Source organism: Sphingomonas sp. P4_G3, from assembly GCF_056401105.1.
Map to the genome: position 1 here is coordinate 1 of NZ_JBFUJZ010000015.1, position 16,348 is coordinate 16,348.

The 16,348-nt window shown below is 66.3% G+C and carries 14 protein-coding genes; all 14 read right to left on the minus strand.

All coding sequences use genetic code 11. The annotated features are described in order from the left end of the window. Nucleotides 1-107: 107 nt before the first annotated feature. Complete coding sequence (locus AC1DQQ_RS21535) at nucleotides 108-1,487, minus strand: glycoside hydrolase family 28 protein (protein WP_478046718.1); 1,380 nt, start codon at nucleotides 1,485-1,487, stop codon at nucleotides 108-110. Between the two features lie 333 nt (nucleotides 1,488-1,820). After that, nucleotides 1,821-4,352 carry a TonB-dependent receptor gene (locus AC1DQQ_RS21540; protein WP_478046719.1) on the minus strand — a complete coding sequence of 844 codons (2,532 nt, stop codon included), beginning with the start codon at nucleotides 4,350-4,352 and terminating at the stop codon, nucleotides 1,821-1,823. Between the two features lie 29 nt (nucleotides 4,353-4,381). Then, nucleotides 4,382-5,116: a phosphatase PAP2 family protein gene (locus tag AC1DQQ_RS21545; protein ID WP_478046720.1), complete on the minus strand. Its 735-nt coding sequence runs from the start codon at nucleotides 5,114-5,116 to the stop codon at nucleotides 4,382-4,384. Nucleotides 5,117-5,325: 209 nt separating this feature from the next. After that, nucleotides 5,326-6,729, minus strand: a complete 1,404-nt coding sequence (locus AC1DQQ_RS21550; protein WP_478046721.1) for a sensor histidine kinase — start codon at nucleotides 6,727-6,729, stop codon at nucleotides 5,326-5,328. Continuing rightward, the gene (locus tag AC1DQQ_RS21555) at nucleotides 6,720-7,400 is read right to left on the minus strand and encodes a response regulator transcription factor (RefSeq protein ID WP_478042724.1); all 681 of its coding nucleotides are present in this window, start codon (nucleotides 7,398-7,400) and stop codon (nucleotides 6,720-6,722) included. The genes AC1DQQ_RS21550 and AC1DQQ_RS21555 overlap by 10 nt, the downstream gene beginning before the upstream one ends. A gap of 95 nt (nucleotides 7,401-7,495) precedes the next feature. Next, nucleotides 7,496-7,900 carry a RidA family protein gene (locus AC1DQQ_RS21560; protein ID WP_478042725.1) on the minus strand — a complete coding sequence of 135 codons (405 nt, stop codon included), beginning with the start codon at nucleotides 7,898-7,900 and terminating at the stop codon, nucleotides 7,496-7,498. Further along, nucleotides 7,893-9,542, minus strand: coding sequence for an AMP-binding protein (locus tag AC1DQQ_RS21565; RefSeq protein ID WP_478042726.1), 1,650 nt, complete (start codon nucleotides 9,540-9,542; stop codon nucleotides 7,893-7,895). The genes AC1DQQ_RS21560 and AC1DQQ_RS21565 overlap by 8 nt, the downstream gene beginning before the upstream one ends. Continuing rightward, a complete protein-coding gene (locus tag AC1DQQ_RS21570; RefSeq protein ID WP_478046722.1) occupies nucleotides 9,542-10,354 on the minus strand; it encodes an enoyl-CoA hydratase family protein in 813 nt (270 codons plus the stop codon). The genes AC1DQQ_RS21565 and AC1DQQ_RS21570 overlap by 1 nt, the downstream gene beginning before the upstream one ends. Then, nucleotides 10,351-10,818: a MarR family winged helix-turn-helix transcriptional regulator gene (locus AC1DQQ_RS21575; RefSeq protein ID WP_478031958.1), complete on the minus strand. Its 468-nt coding sequence runs from the start codon at nucleotides 10,816-10,818 to the stop codon at nucleotides 10,351-10,353. Before AC1DQQ_RS21575 ends, AC1DQQ_RS21570 begins: the two co-directional genes overlap by 4 nt. Further along, nucleotides 10,812-11,561, minus strand: coding sequence for an SDR family NAD(P)-dependent oxidoreductase (locus AC1DQQ_RS21580; RefSeq protein ID WP_478046723.1), 750 nt, complete (start codon nucleotides 11,559-11,561; stop codon nucleotides 10,812-10,814). The genes AC1DQQ_RS21575 and AC1DQQ_RS21580 overlap by 7 nt, the downstream gene beginning before the upstream one ends. After that, nucleotides 11,558-13,834 (minus strand): bifunctional salicylyl-CoA 5-hydroxylase/oxidoreductase, encoded by a 2,277-nt coding sequence (locus AC1DQQ_RS21585; RefSeq protein WP_478046724.1) that lies wholly within the window; start codon nucleotides 13,832-13,834, stop codon nucleotides 11,558-11,560. Before AC1DQQ_RS21585 ends, AC1DQQ_RS21580 begins: the two co-directional genes overlap by 4 nt. 82 nt (nucleotides 13,835-13,916) lie before the next feature. Further along, nucleotides 13,917-14,153: a hypothetical protein gene (locus tag AC1DQQ_RS21590; protein WP_478046725.1), complete on the minus strand. Its 237-nt coding sequence runs from the start codon at nucleotides 14,151-14,153 to the stop codon at nucleotides 13,917-13,919. Next, nucleotides 14,150-15,607: a radical SAM protein gene (locus tag AC1DQQ_RS21595; RefSeq protein WP_478046726.1), complete on the minus strand. Its 1,458-nt coding sequence runs from the start codon at nucleotides 15,605-15,607 to the stop codon at nucleotides 14,150-14,152. Before AC1DQQ_RS21595 ends, AC1DQQ_RS21590 begins: the two co-directional genes overlap by 4 nt. Continuing rightward, nucleotides 15,552-16,286: a prolipoprotein diacylglyceryl transferase family protein gene (locus AC1DQQ_RS21600; protein ID WP_478031965.1), complete on the minus strand. Its 735-nt coding sequence runs from the start codon at nucleotides 16,284-16,286 to the stop codon at nucleotides 15,552-15,554. Before AC1DQQ_RS21600 ends, AC1DQQ_RS21595 begins: the two co-directional genes overlap by 56 nt. Nucleotides 16,287-16,348 lie beyond the last annotated feature (62 nt).

The window sequence follows — 16,348 nt, forward strand, 5'->3', positions numbered from 1 at the left end:
CCTCTCCCCCTCTCCCCCACCCGGCCTCCCATAGAATACCCTGATTGGGAGGTCGGGTGGGGGAGAGGGCCGGCACCGCTACCGTTTCAGCTTTGCTGAAACAAACTCTAGGCCACCAACACCTGTCCATTCACCCGCACGCCGTCCAACCGCAGATCCCGGGTATGCGCGATCACGTTCCGCTCGCGCGCTTTGCCGACCGTCACGTCGCGGATCAGCACGTCCTCGACCGGCGCCGCTTCCACGCCGACGATGCGCAGCGCGCGGCCAGTATTGTGGCAATCGACGCGCTCGACGGTGAATTGCTTGTAGGTCGGGGGCGCGTTGCCGCCGCGGCTATGGTGATAGGCGGTGGTGAAATCGATCAGCGTGTCGCTGTCGCGCACCTTCACATCGCGCACGCGGACCTGGGCGATGGTGCCGCCGCGGTCGAGATTGGCCTTGAAGTACAGCGCCTGCTTGGCGTGGTGGACCTCCAGCCGTTCGGCGAAGATGTTGGACGCGCCGCCCGACATCTCGCTGCCGATCGCGATCGCGCCGGCGATATGGGTCGACATCTGGCAATCGCGGATGACGACGTTACGGGTCGGCCGACCGACCCGCCAGCCGTCCTGGTCGCGGCCCGATTTGATCGCGATACAGTCATCGGAAACGTCGAAGCGGCAATGTTCGATCAGCACGTCCTGGCACGAATCGGGGTCACAGCCGTCCGAATTGAGGTGGTGGCTGATCACCGTGACGTTGCGCACGATGACATTGGTCGAATAGACCGGGTGGATCGTCCAGAACGGCGAATCGACGAATTTCGGCCCGTCGATCAGCACATTGGTACAGCGGAAGAACTGGACGAAGGCCGGACGCAGGAAATGGCCGGGACCGAAGCGGCGATCGGCGACCGGCGTGCCGGCCTCGCCCATGTCGCGCAGCGCCGCCTTGTCGCGATCCTGGTGCGGGCGCCATTGGAAGAAGCCCTGCCCGCCCTGACCATCGCACACGCCCTGCCCGGTGATCGCGACGTTGGTGCAATCGCGCGCGTAAATCAGCGGCGAGTAATTATAGACTTCGATCCCTTCCCAGCGGGTGAGGACGATCGGCAGCACGATCTCCCCCGGTTTGCCGAAACGGAGCACGGCGTCGCGATCGAGATGGAGATCGACATTGGAACGGAGATGGATCGCACCGTTGATCCGCCACACCCCTGCCGGGACGAGCACGCGGCCGCCGCCGGCCGCGGCGCAGGTATCGATCGCCGCCTGGACGGCGAGGTGCGCCGGGGTGCCATGCCTGGCGCCGTGATCGAGGATCGAGAAGGTGGCGGCGGGGAAGACCGGTGCCCGCATTCGCGCGACGATCGCGTCGACCGGAGCCCAATCGTCGCGGGCGATATCGCGCGGATCGGAGCGAGGATCGGCGGCACGGCCGATCCCGGCGCGCGCCGCGGCGGCAAATGCCAGAGATCCCGCGACGACCGCGCGGCGATTGACCATCAAACCCCACCCTCTGCCGGGCAGTGCGCAACGACCTTGGCCGTCGCCGCGCCCGGACCCTATACGTGTCGGTCGGCGCGCCCGAACTGGGGACGCCCAATGAGCAACGCCCAGTGAGCAGCGGATGCGACCCCGCGCCGACCGATCGTGACTGGTCCGCCCATCTCGCGTGCCCCCACAGCCGCGAGTACCCGGGCAACTGACCGACCCTCGATCTACCTGACCTTACCAGCCGGCTGCAGTCCGGAAAAGACCGGAGGCGCGGCGCGACGTGCCGATCTTTTTGCTTGCTGGCTGTTTTTGCACGGCCGGCCGCAGGGCGCTGGCGCGCGATCAGAACTTCAGCCGCGCCGAGACCTGGAACGAGCGCGGTGGCAGGTAATTGAACTGGTCGAGCTGACCATAGCCGCTCTGATAGCTGGTGCCGTTGATCGTGACGGTCGGCGCGCCCGACGAGCTGTTGGCGATCGCGGTGACAGCGCGGCTGTTGAACACGTTGTTGACGGTTACGCCCAGCCGCAGGTTCCTGCCGATCTCCTGGCTGATCGCGAAATCGCCGATGCTATAGGGCTTGATGCGATACAGCCGCAGGTTCGGGTTGCCGTTGAACTCGGTGGCATATTGCGGACCGGTATATTTCTGATTGAACGACAGGCGGAAGCCGCCGTTGCGATAGATGAACCCCGCCGCCGCGGTGGAGAATGGCGCCTTGGCGATCTGCGCCCCGGTCGAAACGCTACGCGCATAATTGTACGATCCGTTGGCGAACAGAGTCAGGCCGGTGAGCGGCATATAGCTGACCTGGCCCTCGACGCCCTTGTACCGGACCTGGCCGATATTCACGAGCAGGGTCGTGTCGCAGCCGACCGTGGTGCAGGTGCCGATCTTGTTGTTGACGTTGATGATATAACCGTCGGCGTCGACCGAGAACTTGCTGCCGTGCCACACGGTGCCGATTTGATAATTGGTCGTGGTCTGCGGCTTGAGGCTATCGAGCGCGGTCGAAAGCTGGCCCGAGGACGAATAGAAACTCGACAGATCGGGGACGTACATGCCCTGGGCATATTGCGCGTAGAACGACCAGTTGGTCATCGCCTGCCAATTGACCGTCAGGAACGGCAGCGTCTTGGTCCAGGTCGCCGAGGTATCGAGCGGCAGGCGCGACTTCTGGTTGACCGCGGCATCGATCGAGCGGTTGAAATGCACGTATTTGACGCCTGGGGTGATCGACAGGCTGGCGATCGGCCGGAATTCGAATTCGGCGAACAGCTGATACTGGTTCCATGTCGAATGCTGGACGTAGCCGATGTTGGCAAGTGTCGTCGGAGGCAGCGCGCTCGTCGCGGGGGTGCCGAGATTGGCTTTCTCATTATAGCTCGGTTGGCCCGTCGTGAGATCGAAATCGATATTGTGGCGGTCGGTGACGGCATATTCATACCAGCCGCCGACGCGAATTTTGCCCATCGAGAAATCGTAGTTGAGCTGGCCGATATAGCCGAACACGCGATATTTGTTCATCTTGCTATAGCCGAGGATGTCGGTCGCCGGCCCCGCCACCGCCTTGTATGGCGAGGCGGGCGTGCCCGCGCCGGAGAAGCCGGTGACGACATTGCCGGTATTTCCCGACCAGGTATTGTTGGTGTAGCCGTACATGTACGCACGGTTGTCCATCGAGAACCCCGATCCGACATCGCTCTGCAGCCGCAGGTAGGAGAAATCGGTGGTCTTGTCGGTGCGGTTGTACTTCCAGTAATCCTGCTGCGTCGGATCGTTGCCCAGGCCGTAATTGCGGCCATAGACTCCGACGTTCGAAGCGGTCGAGCAATTCTCCCCGGTCAATTGGGACAGCGGCTGGCCGTCGGCGCCGAGGGCCGCATTGGCGAAGGTTACCGTCTTTCCGGTGACGGGATCGACGGTCGTGTAACCCTTTTGCGCGCTGCCGCAGGTCGCACCTTTCAGCACGTCCGACTGATAATAATGGTTGCGGTTCCACGTACTCATGATGGTCAGCGTGTTGGCGCTGCCGATCGGCACCACCGCCTTGGCATAGAGGTTCTTCGAGCCGACCGGCGAATAGGTCAGCGCGCCGTCGGAGCGCAGATACTGGCCGGTCAGCACGATACGCGTGCCGCCCAGGCTGTCGATCTTGCCCGATTGGAGCTCGGCGCGGGCGACGAAGGTGTTCCAATTGCCCAGGATCGCCTCGACCTGGCCGCCCATCTGGTCCTTCACGCCGCGCGAATACATGTTGATGTTGCCGCCGAAGCTGGCCTGACCGAGCTGGCTGGCATTGCCCGGACCGCGGTCGACGACGACGGTCTCGATCGTGTTCGACGGGAAGAACGAGGTCGAATGGTGGGTCGGGTTGTTGGTATCGGCGAAGGGGATCGAATCGTAAGTGACGTTATATTCGCCATCCTGGAACCCGCGGATCGTCGCCTTGGTCTCGCCCAGGCCATAGCCGTTGCCGGCACCCGAGATCGACACGCCCGGAGTCAGCGCGATCAGCTCGTTGAAGTCCGAAGTCGCGGTCGCATTGTCGATATAATCGCGGCTGACCGCCGATTGCGGCTGGGTGGTGGTAAGCGACGCGGTGATCGGCGCGCTTTCGGCGGCCCGCGACCCGGTGACGATGATGTCGGAGGAGGTCAGCGACTGCTTGTCGTTGGCCTGCCCCTTCTGGTTGGCACTGGTCGACTGGTCGTCGGCAGCGGGGGTCGACGCGTCCTTGGCGGGTGCGTTGGCATTGGCATCCTTGGCCACGGGCGCGGCGGCATCGGGGCCTGCGACCGCGGCCGCGGGAAGCAGGAAGGCGCCGGTCGCGGCGGCCGCGAGCAAGGTGGCACGGAAAACACGTCGGTTCATCGTCATCCCCAGTTCGGCAAATAGGTCGGTTACGGTCGGGCGAGTTCGCGGCGCGCGGCGGCGACCTGATCGGCCAGGCGCGGATCGGCGAGCAGGCGGTCGGCGATCATCACCGCGACGCCGTGGCTGGCTTCCAGATCGGACTGGAAGTGAACGCCGCAGATTTCGCGGCTGAGCGAATAATCCTGCGCCCGCGCGATGATGGCGGGCGCGCGGTCGGGCATCAGCCGGGCGAGCGCCCAGCCGACCGACCAGGCCATGCCGCCATGGCCGCTGGGATAGCCGCGATCGGCGACCTTCCCCTTGCCGCAATGCGCCATCTGCGGGTCGACACCATAAGGCCTCAGCCGCCGAAAATAGTCTTTGCCCGCGCTGACTACGCGGTTGGTTTCGCGCTGGATCCGCGTGAGCAGCGCGTACGTCGCGGGAAGCCCGGCGAGGTCGCGCCCCGCCGCCTGATCGAACGCGGTGGGATTTTCAGTTTCGCCGTCGCGCTCGGCCTGGGCGAGGCGCTCGGGCGAGGCGGCGGCACGCAACGCTTTCACCCGCTGGAGCTCGAGCGCTTCGAGCCGCGAATTGCGTGGCGGCGGGGGCGCGAAGGTGCGGTCAGGCGCGAATTCGGTGGGGTCGAGCAGCGGCGGCGTGGCGTCCTTCTCGGCGGCGGCGGGCGCTGCAGCCATTTGCGGCGGCAACGGGCTCGCCTGGACGCACGACACGGCTAGGCCCGCCGCGAGCGCGGACGGCACCCAGTATCTGGCGATCATCACTGCTTCCTTCGTTGTCACCCCTGGGACCGACGGTGCCCGAAAGCGCCGACGTCATGAGCGGCCGCTAGGTGCGCGTGATGACGGTTCCGTGACTCTGCGGCCCGCGACCGGGTCGAAAGTGGCAACATTGCAAACTTAGAATTTTGCCATCACCGGCTTGTCACATCTCCGGTGTCAAATCGGACCAGCGCCAACGACAATATGGATCAGACAGCCGCAGCGCCGGCGTCGGCGAGCGGGCCAGGCGAATCGTTGGCGGGGATGCGCACGCGCACCTCGAGCCCTGGCGCGGCGTCGGCCAGGTCGATCCGCCCGTGGTGGAAGCGGACGATCGCCTGCGCGATGGCGAGCCCGAGCCCGCTGCCCCGCGCGGCCGACGCGCTCGCCCCGCGCTCGAACGGGCGAGTCACCCGTACCAGGTCGGCGGCGGCCAGGCCCGGCCCATCGTCGCGGATCGTGATCACCGCGCCATCGGCATCGCGTTCGAGCGACAGCCGCGCGCGCGTCCCAGCGGGCGTGTGCGTGGCTACATTTTCGAGCAGGTTGATCAGCAACTGGTTGATCAGGTCGGAATCGCCGGTGATCGAAACGTCGTCGAGCCGCCCGACTTCGAGCGTGCCGCCGCGATCGGCGATCACCGGGTCCATCGTGTCGGCGACATCCTCGATCAGCGGCCGGAGCGACAGCGTGGCCATCGCCGAAGGATGCCGGCCGGTCTCGATCTCGGCGAGGCGCAACAACGCGTCGAAGATCGCGATGATCGACGCGCATTCGCGTTCGGCCCGCTCGAACGTGCCCGACAGGGCCGGGTCGCCATCGGCGACACCGCGCGCGAGCGTGCCGCGCAAACGGGTCAGCGGCGTGCGCAAATCGTGCGCGAGGTTGCTCGAGAACAGGCGCTGGGCGCGGACCAGTTCCTCCATCCGGTCAATCATGCGGTTGAGGCTGTCGGCCTGGACCGCGAACATGCCGTCGAGCCGGTCGGTCGGAATGCGCCGGCTGAGATCGCCCGCGGCGATGGCGTCCGCGGTGCTCTGCGTCTCCGCGAGCCGATTCGCCGTCAGCCGCGCGAACAGGAAGGTCGCCGATACGCCCATCACCAACGCAACCAGCGAGATCGCCAATACGATGCCGGGCAGCAGCGCGTGAAGGCTGGCCGCCGCCTCGCTATGCTGGACGATCACCAGCAAGCTGCCGCTCGGTAGCCGCGTCGCAAGAGCGCGCCCTTCCTGATAGTTATGGCCGCCGCCGAGAAAACGAACGTCGGAAAAGCCCGGCGGCAGTGGCGTGATGTCGAGCCGTCCCGCGATCCGGGCGCCGTCGCGGCCGAACAGCACATAAGTCCGCTCGCTGAGCACCTTGCGGCGCTGCCAGTCGAGGATCTTGGCCGCCACCGCGGCATCGTCCGCACCATGGCCGTCGACCGGCTGGAGATATTTGGCGGCGTGATAGCGCAGCGACGCGTCGATGCGGCTCGACACCCAGGAATCCGCCGCGCTGAATCCGATCATGCCGACCGCGAGCATCGCGATCGCGAACGCCATGCCGAACTGGATCGCGAGCCGGCCGACACGCGGCGACCGCGCCAAAGCCCACGGGATCAGGCGCACCGATCCGACCGCAAGATATAGCCGGCGCCGCGCTGGGTCTCGATCGGGTCGCAGCCGAGCGCCAACAATGCCGTGCGCAGCCGGCTCATATTGCTCTCGACGATATTGGTGGTCGGCGAGAAGGAATAGGCCCAGACGCTTTCGAGCAGCATCGACCGGGTGACGAGGCGATCGGTATTGCGCATCAGATGGGCGAGCAGCGAATATTGCTTGCGGTTGAGCGCGGCCGAGGCGTCGCAATAGCGCGCGCGGTGACTGCTCGGGTCGAGTTCGAGCCGACCGACCTGGAGTCGCGATCCTTCCGGCCGGGATACGTTGCGGCGCGCGATCGCGCTCAGCCGCGCGGCGAGCTCGTCCATGTCGAACGGCTTGGCGAGATAATCGTCGGCGCCGACCTCGAGCCCCTCGATCCGGTCCTTGACCGAGCCCAATGCGCTCAACATCAGCACCGGCACCGTATTGCCTTGGCGCCGGACATGATCGATCACCGACAGGCCATTGATGTCGGGCAACAGGCGATCGAGCACGACGGCGTCGTGCGGCCGCCGGTCGAGCATCAGGATCGCCTCCGACCCGGTCTGAGCGAGCGTCGTCTCGTGGCCATGCAGACCCAGCCCGGCAACAATATGCTCGGCGATCACCGGATCGTCCTCGACTATCAGGAAGCGCACGCCCGTCTCCGTCGTCCGGATCCTTCGTTGCGTCCGCCATGTGACAGGCCGATGTCAGCACCGTGACGGTTTGCAGTCGCTCCGACGTTCGGGTTCTAGGCCGGGTCGCTTGGCACCACTGCCATCGCCTGGATCTCGACCTTGGCTCGTGGTTCGACCAGGCGGACGACCTGGACCAGCGCCATGGCGGGGAAGTGTTTGCCGATCGTGTCGCGATAGGCGCGGCCGATGTCTTTTTGGCGCGCGACATAGTCCTCGATATCGGTGACGTACCAGGTCAGCGAGACGAGATGCTCGGGCGCGGCGCCGCCCGCGGCGAGCACCGCGACCACATTGGCGAGCGTCTGGCGCACCTGATCGACCAGGTCGTCGCTGTCGAATTGCTGCTGGGCATTCCAGCCGATCTGACCGCCGACGGCGATCAGCCGCCCTTCCGCCGCGACGCCATTGGCATAGCCGAGCGGGGGCGCCCAACCGGCGGGCTGCAATATGTCATGCATGATCGGCCTTTCGCGAAGCGGCGGCGGCCTGGCGCAGCCGGAAGCGCTGGATCTTGCCCGTCGCGGTCTTGGGCAGAGCGTCGACGAAGCGGATCGCGCGCGGATATTTGTACGGGGCGATCACCGCCTTGACGTGATCCTGGAGCAATTTGACGGTGAGCGCGTCGGGCGCGGCGTCCTCGATCAGCACGACATGCGCCTCGACGATCTGGCCGCGATCGGGATCGGGCGCGCCGATCACCGCGCATTCGCGCACGATCGGATGCGCAAGCAGCGCCGCCTCGACCTCCGGTCCTGCGATATTATAGCCGGCCGAGACGATCATATCGTCCGAGCGCGCGGCAAAATGGTAACGGCCATCCGCGTCCTGGCGGAAGCTGTCGCCGGTCAGGTTCCAGCCGTCGCGGACATAGTCGCGCTGGCGCGGATCGGCGAGATAGCGGCAGCCGGTCGGCCCGCGCACCGCCAGGCGGCCGACCTCGCCCACCGGCACATCGCGCATCGCATCGTCGACGATCCGCGCTTCGTATCCGCCGACCGCGCGGCCGGTCGCGCCCGGCGCGCGATCGTCGACCCGGTTGGTGATGAAGATGTGGAGTAATTCGGTCGAGCCGATGCCGTCGAGGATCGGCTTGCCCGTCCGCCGCGCCCATTCCTCATAGACCGGTGCGGGCAAGGTCTCGCCCGCCGACACCGCGAGGCGCAGCGACGAGAGATCGGCGCCTTCCTCCATCGCCGCCATCATCGCGCGGTAGGCGGTCGGCGCAGTGAAGCTGATCGTCGCGCGGTGGCGTTCGATCAACTCGACCATGTTGGCGGGCGAGGCCTGTTCGAGCAGGGCGGCGGCAGCGCCGAAGCGCAGCGGGAAGATCGCGAGGCCGCCGAGCCCGAAAGTGAAGGCGAGCGGCGGCGAGCCGACGAAGATGTCGTCTGGCGTGACTCCCAGCACTTCGCGGGCATAGCCGTCGGCGATGATCAGCAGGTCGCGATGGAAATGCATCGTCGCCTTGGGCTCGCCGGTGGTGCCCGAAGTGAAGCCGAGCAAGGCGACGTCGTCGCGCCCGGTGCGAACCGCGTCGAACCGCACCGGCTTGGACAAAGCGGCACGGTCGAGTTCGGCATCGTGATTGGCGGTGCCGTCGAAGCCGATTACCTTGGCAAGGAATCTGCTGCTTTTAGCGCAGGCGACGAGCTCGTCGAGCGCTCGCGTGTCGCACAGCGCCAGGCTTACTTCCGCCTTGTCGACGATCTTGGCGAGTTCGGCGGCGCGCAGCATCGGCATGGTGTTGACCACCACCGCACCCGCCTTGGTCGCGGCGAGCCAGCAGGCGACCATCGCCGGGTTGTTGGGGCCGCGGATCAGCACGCGATGGCCCGGCACGACGCCATAATCCTCGACCAGCGCATGCGCGATGCGGTTCGACCAGTCGGCGAGCTCTTTGTACGTCCGCGCGCGCCCATTGCCGATCAGCGCGACGCGGTCGCCATGCCCGGCGACGACCTGGGCATCGCACAATTCGACCCCGGCATTGAGCCAATCTGGATAATCGAACCCGTCGAGCAACAGATCGGGCCATTGCTCGGGCGGCGGCAGATTGGCGCGCGCGAAGCCGTCGACATGACCGGTGGGGCCGAGCGCCATCAGTTGCCCTCGAACACCGGCTGCTGTTTGGCGACGAAGGCGCGATAGGCGCGTTCGAAGTCGCGCGTCTGCATGCAGATCGCCTGTGCTTGTGCCTCCGCCTCGATCGCCTGGTCGAGCCCCATCGACCATTCCTGGTTGAGCTGGGTCTTGGTGATACCGTGCGCGAAGGTCGGTCCGGCGACGATGCGCGCGGCGAGCGCCAGCGCTTCGTCCTCGAGTGCATCTGCGGCGACTAGCCGGTTGTAGAAGCCCCAGCGCTCGCCTTCCTCGGCGCTCATCGTGCGGCCGGTATAGAGCAGATCGGCGGCGCGACCCTGGCCGATGATCCGCGGCAGCATCGCGCACGCGCCCATGTCGCAGCCGGCGAGCCCGACGCGGGTAAACAGGAACGCGGTCTTGGCCGCGGGCGTGGCGAGACGCAGGTCGCTTGCCATCGCCATGATCGCGCCGGCGCCGACCGCGACACCATCGACCGCGGCGATCACCGGCTTGCCGCAGCCGATCATCGCCTTGACCAGGTCGCCGGTCATCCGGGTGAAGCGCAGCAGGCCTTTCATGTCCATGCCGACCAGCGGGCCGATGATGTCGTGGACGTCGCCGCCCGAACAGAAATTGCCGCCATTGGGCAGGATCACCACGGCGTCGACATCGTCGGCATCGACCAGGCCACGGAACGTGTCGCGCAGTTCGGCATAGCTGTCGAAGGTCAGCGGGTTCTTGCGCGCCGGATTGTCGAGCCGGATGCGCGCGATGCGATCGGCCACATCCCAGCGGAAATGCGCCGGCTTCAACTCCGCCATCGCGGTCATGCGTCATTCTCCCATTGGCTGCGGAACGTGGCGAGCGTGGTGCTGAGGTCGCGCGCGGCATCGGGGTCGATCGGGCCGAGCAATTCGTCGATCCAGCGCGCATGCGCCGCGGCCATCGCGGCGAAGGCGGTGCGGCCGGCATCGCTCAGCCGCACGATCGCGGCGCGGCGGTCACCGTCGCGATGGCTGCGTACAACCAATCCGTCGGCGACGAGGCGCTCGACGATCCCGGTGACGTTGCCGTTGGAGACGAGCAGGAAGCGCGACAATTCGCCCATCATCATTCCCTCGGGCGCGCGGTCGAGCGCGGCCATGACGTCGAAGCGCGGCAAGGTGGTGTCGAACACATTGGCAAGGCGTTCGCGCAATTCGCGCTCGATCGCGCGCGTCGTGCGCAACAGGCGCAGCCACAGCCGAAGCCGCGCGCGGTCGTCGTCGGCGACGCGGGCGACCGCGCTCACCATGTCTCGCCGCCCGACACCGAAATCGCCTGGCCGGTGACCGACCCTGCCCCCTTGCTGATGAGCCATAGCACGGCCGCCGCGACTTCCTCGGGGGTAACAAAGCGCCCTTGCGGGTTGACGAGCGCGGCGCGCGCCTCTTCCTCGGATCGGCCGGTCTTGGCAGTGATCTCATCGAGCGAACGTGCGAGCATTTCGGTCTCGGCAAAACCCGGGCACACCGCATTGACGGTGACGCCACTCTTGGCGGTTTCGGCAGCAAGCGCGCGCATCAGGCCGACCACTCCATGCTTGGCCGCGACGTAAGGCGCGACATAGGCATAGCCCTTCAAGCCGGCGGTCGAGGCGACGAACACGATCCGGCCCCTGCCGGCTTTGGTCATCGGCGCGATCGCCGGCTGGACCGAGAGGAACGCGCCGGTGAGGTTGACCGCGAGGCTCGCCTGCCAGTCGTCGAGCGTCACCCGCGCGGCGGGCGCGCTCATCGCCGCACCGGCATTGGCGATGACGATATCGAACGGCCCGCGCGCCAGTTGCGCGGTCTCGTACAGTGCGGCGATCGAGGCCGGGTCAGTGACGTCGGCGGCCACGCCATGGATGCGCGGATGCTCAACCGCGTCGAGTGCGTCCTGACGGCGGCCGCAGATCGTTACCTCGATCCCAGCCTCGGCCAGCGCCAGCGCGATCGCGCGGCCGATCCCGCTGCCGCCGCCGGTGACCAAAGCATGGCTGCCCGCGATCGTCATGGCATCTCTCCGCGCTCGGCAAGGCGATAAAGCTGGTCGCGCCCGGCGAGATACGGGTCGGGCCAGCGCGTCCCCTGGTCACCGAGCCGGGCTGCGGCATGAAGCGTCCAATAGGGATCGGCGAGGTGCGGGCGGGCGAGGCAGACGAGATCGGCGCGCCCCGCCATCAGGATCGAATTGACGTGATCGGGCGAATAGATGTTGCCGACCGCCATCGTCGCGATGCCGACCTCGTTGCGGATACGGTCGGAGAACGGCGTCTGGAACATGCGGCCATAGACCGGGCGCGCCTGGAGCGAGGTCTGGCCGGCCGAGACATCGACGATATCGACCCCAGCATGTTTGAGCATCCGCGCGATCGCCACTGCTTCCTGCGGCGTCACCCCGTCCTCGCCGACCCAGTCGCTCGCCGAGATCCGCACCGAGATGGGTTTGTCCTCGGGCCACTCGGCGCGCACCGCGGCGAACACCTCCAACGGGAAACGCATCCGGTTGTCGAGGCTGCCGCCATAGTCGTCGTCGCGGCGGTTGGTCAGCGGGGTGATGAAGCTCGACAGCAGATAGCCATGCGCCATGTGCAGTTCGATCATGTCGAAGCCGGCGCGGTCGGCCATGCGCGCGGCGGCGACGAACTGGTCGCGCACCATGTCCATGTCGGCGCGGTCCATCGCCTTGGGCATTTGATTGGCGGGCGACCAGGGGATCGCCGACGCTGCAACCACCGGCCAATTGCCCTCGCCAAGCGGCGCGTCCATTTCCTCCCAGCCCAATTGGGTCGAGCCCTTGGCGCCCGAATGGCCGAGCTGCGCGCAGATCTTCGCGTCGGTCTCGGCATGGACGAAATCGACCAGCCGCTTCCACGCCGCTTCGTGTTCGGGGGCATAGAAACCGGGACAGCCCGGCGTGATCCGTCCGTCGGCGCTGACGCAAGTCATCTCGGTATAGACCAGCCCCGCGCCGCCTTTCGCGCGCTCGGCATAATGCGCGAAATGCCAGTCGGTCGGGCAGCCGTCGATCGCCTTGTACTGCGCCATCGGCGAGACGACGACGCGGTTGACGAGCGTCATGCCGCGGAGCGTGAACGGCGCGAACATCGGCGCGCGCGGGGCGTTGCCGGCGCCGGCCTGTTGCTGGAACCAGCCTTCGGCAGCGCCCAGCCAGGCATGGTCGCGCAGGCGGAGATTCTCGTGGCTGATGCGCTGCGAGCGGGTGAGCAGCGAATAAGTGAACTGGACCGGGTCGAGGTCGAGATAGCGTTCGACTTCCTCGAACCATTCGGCCGAGTTGCGCGCCGCCGATTGCAGCCGCAGCACTTCGATCCGCCGCGCGTCCTCATAGCGCACCAGCGCGTCATCGAGCGGGCGATCGGCGTGGAGTTCCTCGGCCAGCGCCACCGCGCTTTCGAGCGCGAGCTTGGTGCCCGAGCCGATCGAGAAATGCGCGCTCGCCGCGGCATCGCCCGCCAGCACCACATTGCCGCGGCGCCACGTCTCGCACAGCACGCGCGGAAAGCTGATCCAGGCCGAACCGCGCAAATGGCCGGCGTTGGACATGAGGGGTTGGCCGCCGAGATGCGCGGCAAAAATGGCCTCGCACGTCGCGATGGACTCCTCGCGGCTCATGTCGCCAAACCCGGCGCGTGCCCAGGTCTCGGCCGAGCATTCGACGATGAAGGTCGCGGTTCCAGGCTCGAATTGATAGGCGTGCGCCCACATCCAGCCATGCTCGGTAGGCTCGAAGATAAAGGTGAACGCGTCGTCGAACGTCTGGTGCGTGCCGAGCCAGACGAACTTGTTGGCATAGAGCTGCACATCAGGCCGGAAGGTATCGGCGAATGCATCGCGGACGCGTGAATTGAGCCCGTCGGCAGCGACGACGAGGTCGTAGTCGGCCGCCAGCGCCGCGACGTCAGCGACCTCATTCTCGAACTTCAGCGCGACGCCGAGGTCCCGCGCGCGCTCCTGCAACAACAGCAGCAATCGCCGCCGCCCGATCCCGCAAAAACCGTGCCCGGTCGAGACGGTGCGGGTGCCGCGATGCACCACCGCGACATCGTCCCAATAAGCGAAATGCGCACGGATCGCCGCTGCGCTGACCGGATCGTTGGCGGCGAGGTTCTGGAGCGTCTCTTCGGACAGCACGACGCCCCAGCCGAACGTGTCGTCCGCGCGATTGCGCTCGAATACGGCGATGTCGTGGCGCGCATCGCGCAGCTTCATGCTGATCGCGAAATAGAGTCCCGCCGGGCCCCCGCCGACAATCGCGATCCGCATTCGACTCCTCGCCTGATTATCGCGGGAGGGTCGGCCTGTCGGGAAAAAGTTTCAAGTATAAAATATTCGCGGTAAGCGCCGCTTACGGCTGCGGCGGCGTCCTCGATGGATCGGTGCGCAACAACCACCGTCCCCACCAGAACAAGCCGAAGCCGATCGCGAACGGGACGCCGCCGACGACCAGCGGCAGCATGATGATCGAGGGATCGCGCATCGCCTCGCTGAATCCCATGAACACGACCACCAGCGAGCACAGCCCGCTGCACGTCATGATCAGGATACCGATGCCGAGCAGCAGGCCGCCGAACAATCCCCTCATCGATCCCTCCTTGCGTCTTGCCGTGCCCTAGCCACGACCGCAGCGCCTTCCGCGCCCGGGCGGTAGAAAGTGTTGTAGGTGTCGAAGGGTATTATCTGCCGGTCCGGCGTGACGAAATGGACGCAGCTGCGCTTCACCGTCGCCAGGTCGAAATTGTAGCGGTCGAGGAATTGCAGGATGACGACGCGGAAGCTGTTGGCATAGCCGAGCTGCTCGGGCACCAGCGCCTGGGGCAGGCAGCACAAAACGCCGGCCAGTTTCTCCTCGGTATTGCATTGCGTGGTGGCGAGGCTGAGCAGGTCGAGCACGCCCTGGCGCAGTGCCGGATAGGCTTCGTAGCTGATCGTGTTGGGGCCGTTGAGGATCAGCTCGCGCGGCAAGAGCGAGGTGATCGGCGTCACGCTGCGCCCGGCGCGCAGGCCGTAGCCGATACAGATCTGGTCGGGATTGCACGGCAAGGGGATCATGTCCTCGATGCCGAACACACCCGCCTTGGCCACTTCGCGCCTGATCTGCGACAGCAGCACGCGGTTGGCCTTGGCGTCGAATCCTTCATTGCGGCCGGCATCCTGGACCGGCTGGAAGGTCACGCCGCGCACGCACGACCAGTCGAGCGCATGATCGACGATCGCCGCAACTTCGTGATCGTTGACCCCGCGCTTCACGACCGCGACCAGGGTGGTCGACAGCCCGACGCGTTCGAGTTGCTCGAGCGCGGCCTGGCGGATGCGCGACAGCCGCGCGCCGCGCAGATTCATCAGCGCATCGTCATTGAGGCTGTCGAACTGGAGATAGACTTCGAGCCGCGGCGCGTAGCTGGCCAGCCGATCGACGAATTCCGGCTCCTGCGCGATCCGCAGGCCGTTGGTGTTGATCATGACATGGCGGATCGGGCGGCGCTTCACGGCGTCGAGGATGTCGAAGAAGCGCGGATGGAGCGTGGGCTCGCCGCCCGACAGCTGAACGAGATCCGGCTCGCCTTCGCTCTCGACCAACGCGTCGAGCATCCCTTCGATCACCTCGAGCGACAGATGCCCTCCATGCATGTCCTCGGCATCGGCGAAGCAGACCGGGCAAGCGAGGTTGCAGGCTGAATTGATCTCGACGATCGCCAGGCAGCTATGCTGTTCGTGGTCGGGGCAGAGACCACAATCGAACGGGCAGCCGGCCTCGGTCCTTGTCTGGGTATGCAAGGGGCGGTCGCCGGGCTTGAGCCAGTCCTTTTGCGAGCGCCAATAGGCCAGGTCGTCGCTGATCAGCGTCTTTTGCACGCCGTGCGTTCGGCAGCGCTTGAGGTAATAGACGCACTCATCCTCGATGATGACCTTGGCCGGCACGGTCTCGAGGCAGGTCTCGCACAGGCTCGTGGTCTGGCCGTGGAAGATATAGGGCGCCGCCTTACGGTCGGGCGGGGAGTGGAGCGGCGCGTCCGCGAGCGATCCAGAGGAGTGCATAGGCGCTGAGTCCGATCATCACGAAGTGGAACACGTTGAACGGGCCGATCAATGTTGGATAGGGCTTGAGGAACTCCCAGGCAAATCGCTGGACGGCATAGAAGAGGACGAAGGCGTGAAAGCCGTGCTCGACCGCCCAGCGGCGATGGCGGACCAGCGCGCGCCAATAAAGTGCGAGGAACAGCGCCATCGCCAGCGATTCGTAGATCTCGACCGGGTGGCGCGATACGCCGTCGCCAAGATCGACTCCCCAGGGGAGCGCGGTCGGCACACCATAAGTCTGGTCGCCTAACCCCGCGAACAGGCACCCCCAGCGGCCGACGACGATGCCGAGCGCGAGCGGGATGACGAACGGCCCACCGGTCGACCCGCGCACCCCGCGCGCCCATTTCCACAGCTCAACCGCGACGATCGCCCCCGCCAGCGCGCCGGCGATCGAATGCGAGACGACCGGGCGCGTATCGCGAAGCGTGTTGAGCGAACCCAGCAACCAGGCACCGAGCGCGCCCCCGACCGCAAGGTTGACGAAATAGCCTGGAGCAGTCTGACTCGCGAGCCCATCAACGCTGGCGCGACGGTGGCGATAGACCCACCGCGCACCAAGGAACGCCGCGACCCACGCAGCGAGATCGCCGACATAATGGTACCAAGGCGCGGTCAGGACATGGATCACGCGCATTGGGTAGCATGATCGACATAAGAGGCGAGAGAGCCAGCCCTATTTGCGGGCGCGACGACCCT

What these genes read in the sequence shown, in the direction of transcription:
- AC1DQQ_RS21595 (WP_478046726.1), bottom strand. Translation starts at nt 15,607, where the DNA reads ATGCACTCCTCTGGATCGCTCGCGGACGCGCCGCTCCACTCCCCGCCC.
- AC1DQQ_RS21565 (WP_478042726.1), bottom strand. Translation starts at nt 9,542, where the DNA reads ATGGCGCTCGGCCCCACCGGTCATGTCGACGGCTTCGCGCGCGCCAAT.
- AC1DQQ_RS21585 (WP_478046724.1), bottom strand. Translation starts at nt 13,834, where the DNA reads ATGCGGATCGCGATTGTCGGCGGGGGCCCGGCGGGACTCTATTTCGCG.
- AC1DQQ_RS21580 (WP_478046723.1), bottom strand. Translation starts at nt 11,561, where the DNA reads ATGACGATCGCGGGCAGCCATGCTTTGGTCACCGGCGGCGGCAGCGGG.
- AC1DQQ_RS21575 (WP_478031958.1), bottom strand. Translation starts at nt 10,818, where the DNA reads ATGGTGAGCGCGGTCGCCCGCGTCGCCGACGACGACCGCGCGCGGCTT.
- AC1DQQ_RS21600 (WP_478031965.1), bottom strand. Translation starts at nt 16,286, where the DNA reads ATGCGCGTGATCCATGTCCTGACCGCGCCTTGGTACCATTATGTCGGC.
- AC1DQQ_RS21590 (WP_478046725.1), bottom strand. Translation starts at nt 14,153, where the DNA reads ATGAGGGGATTGTTCGGCGGCCTGCTGCTCGGCATCGGTATCCTGATC.
- AC1DQQ_RS21545 (WP_478046720.1), bottom strand. Translation starts at nt 5,116, where the DNA reads ATGATCGCCAGATACTGGGTGCCGTCCGCGCTCGCGGCGGGCCTAGCC.
- AC1DQQ_RS21560 (WP_478042725.1), bottom strand. Translation starts at nt 7,900, where the DNA reads ATGCATGACATATTGCAGCCCGCCGGTTGGGCGCCCCCGCTCGGCTAT.
- AC1DQQ_RS21535 (WP_478046718.1), bottom strand. Translation starts at nt 1,487, where the DNA reads ATGGTCAATCGCCGCGCGGTCGTCGCGGGATCTCTGGCATTTGCCGCC.
- AC1DQQ_RS21570 (WP_478046722.1), bottom strand. Translation starts at nt 10,354, where the DNA reads ATGACCGCGATGGCGGAGTTGAAGCCGGCGCATTTCCGCTGGGATGTG.
- AC1DQQ_RS21540 (WP_478046719.1), bottom strand. Translation starts at nt 4,352, where the DNA reads ATGAACCGACGTGTTTTCCGTGCCACCTTGCTCGCGGCCGCCGCGACC.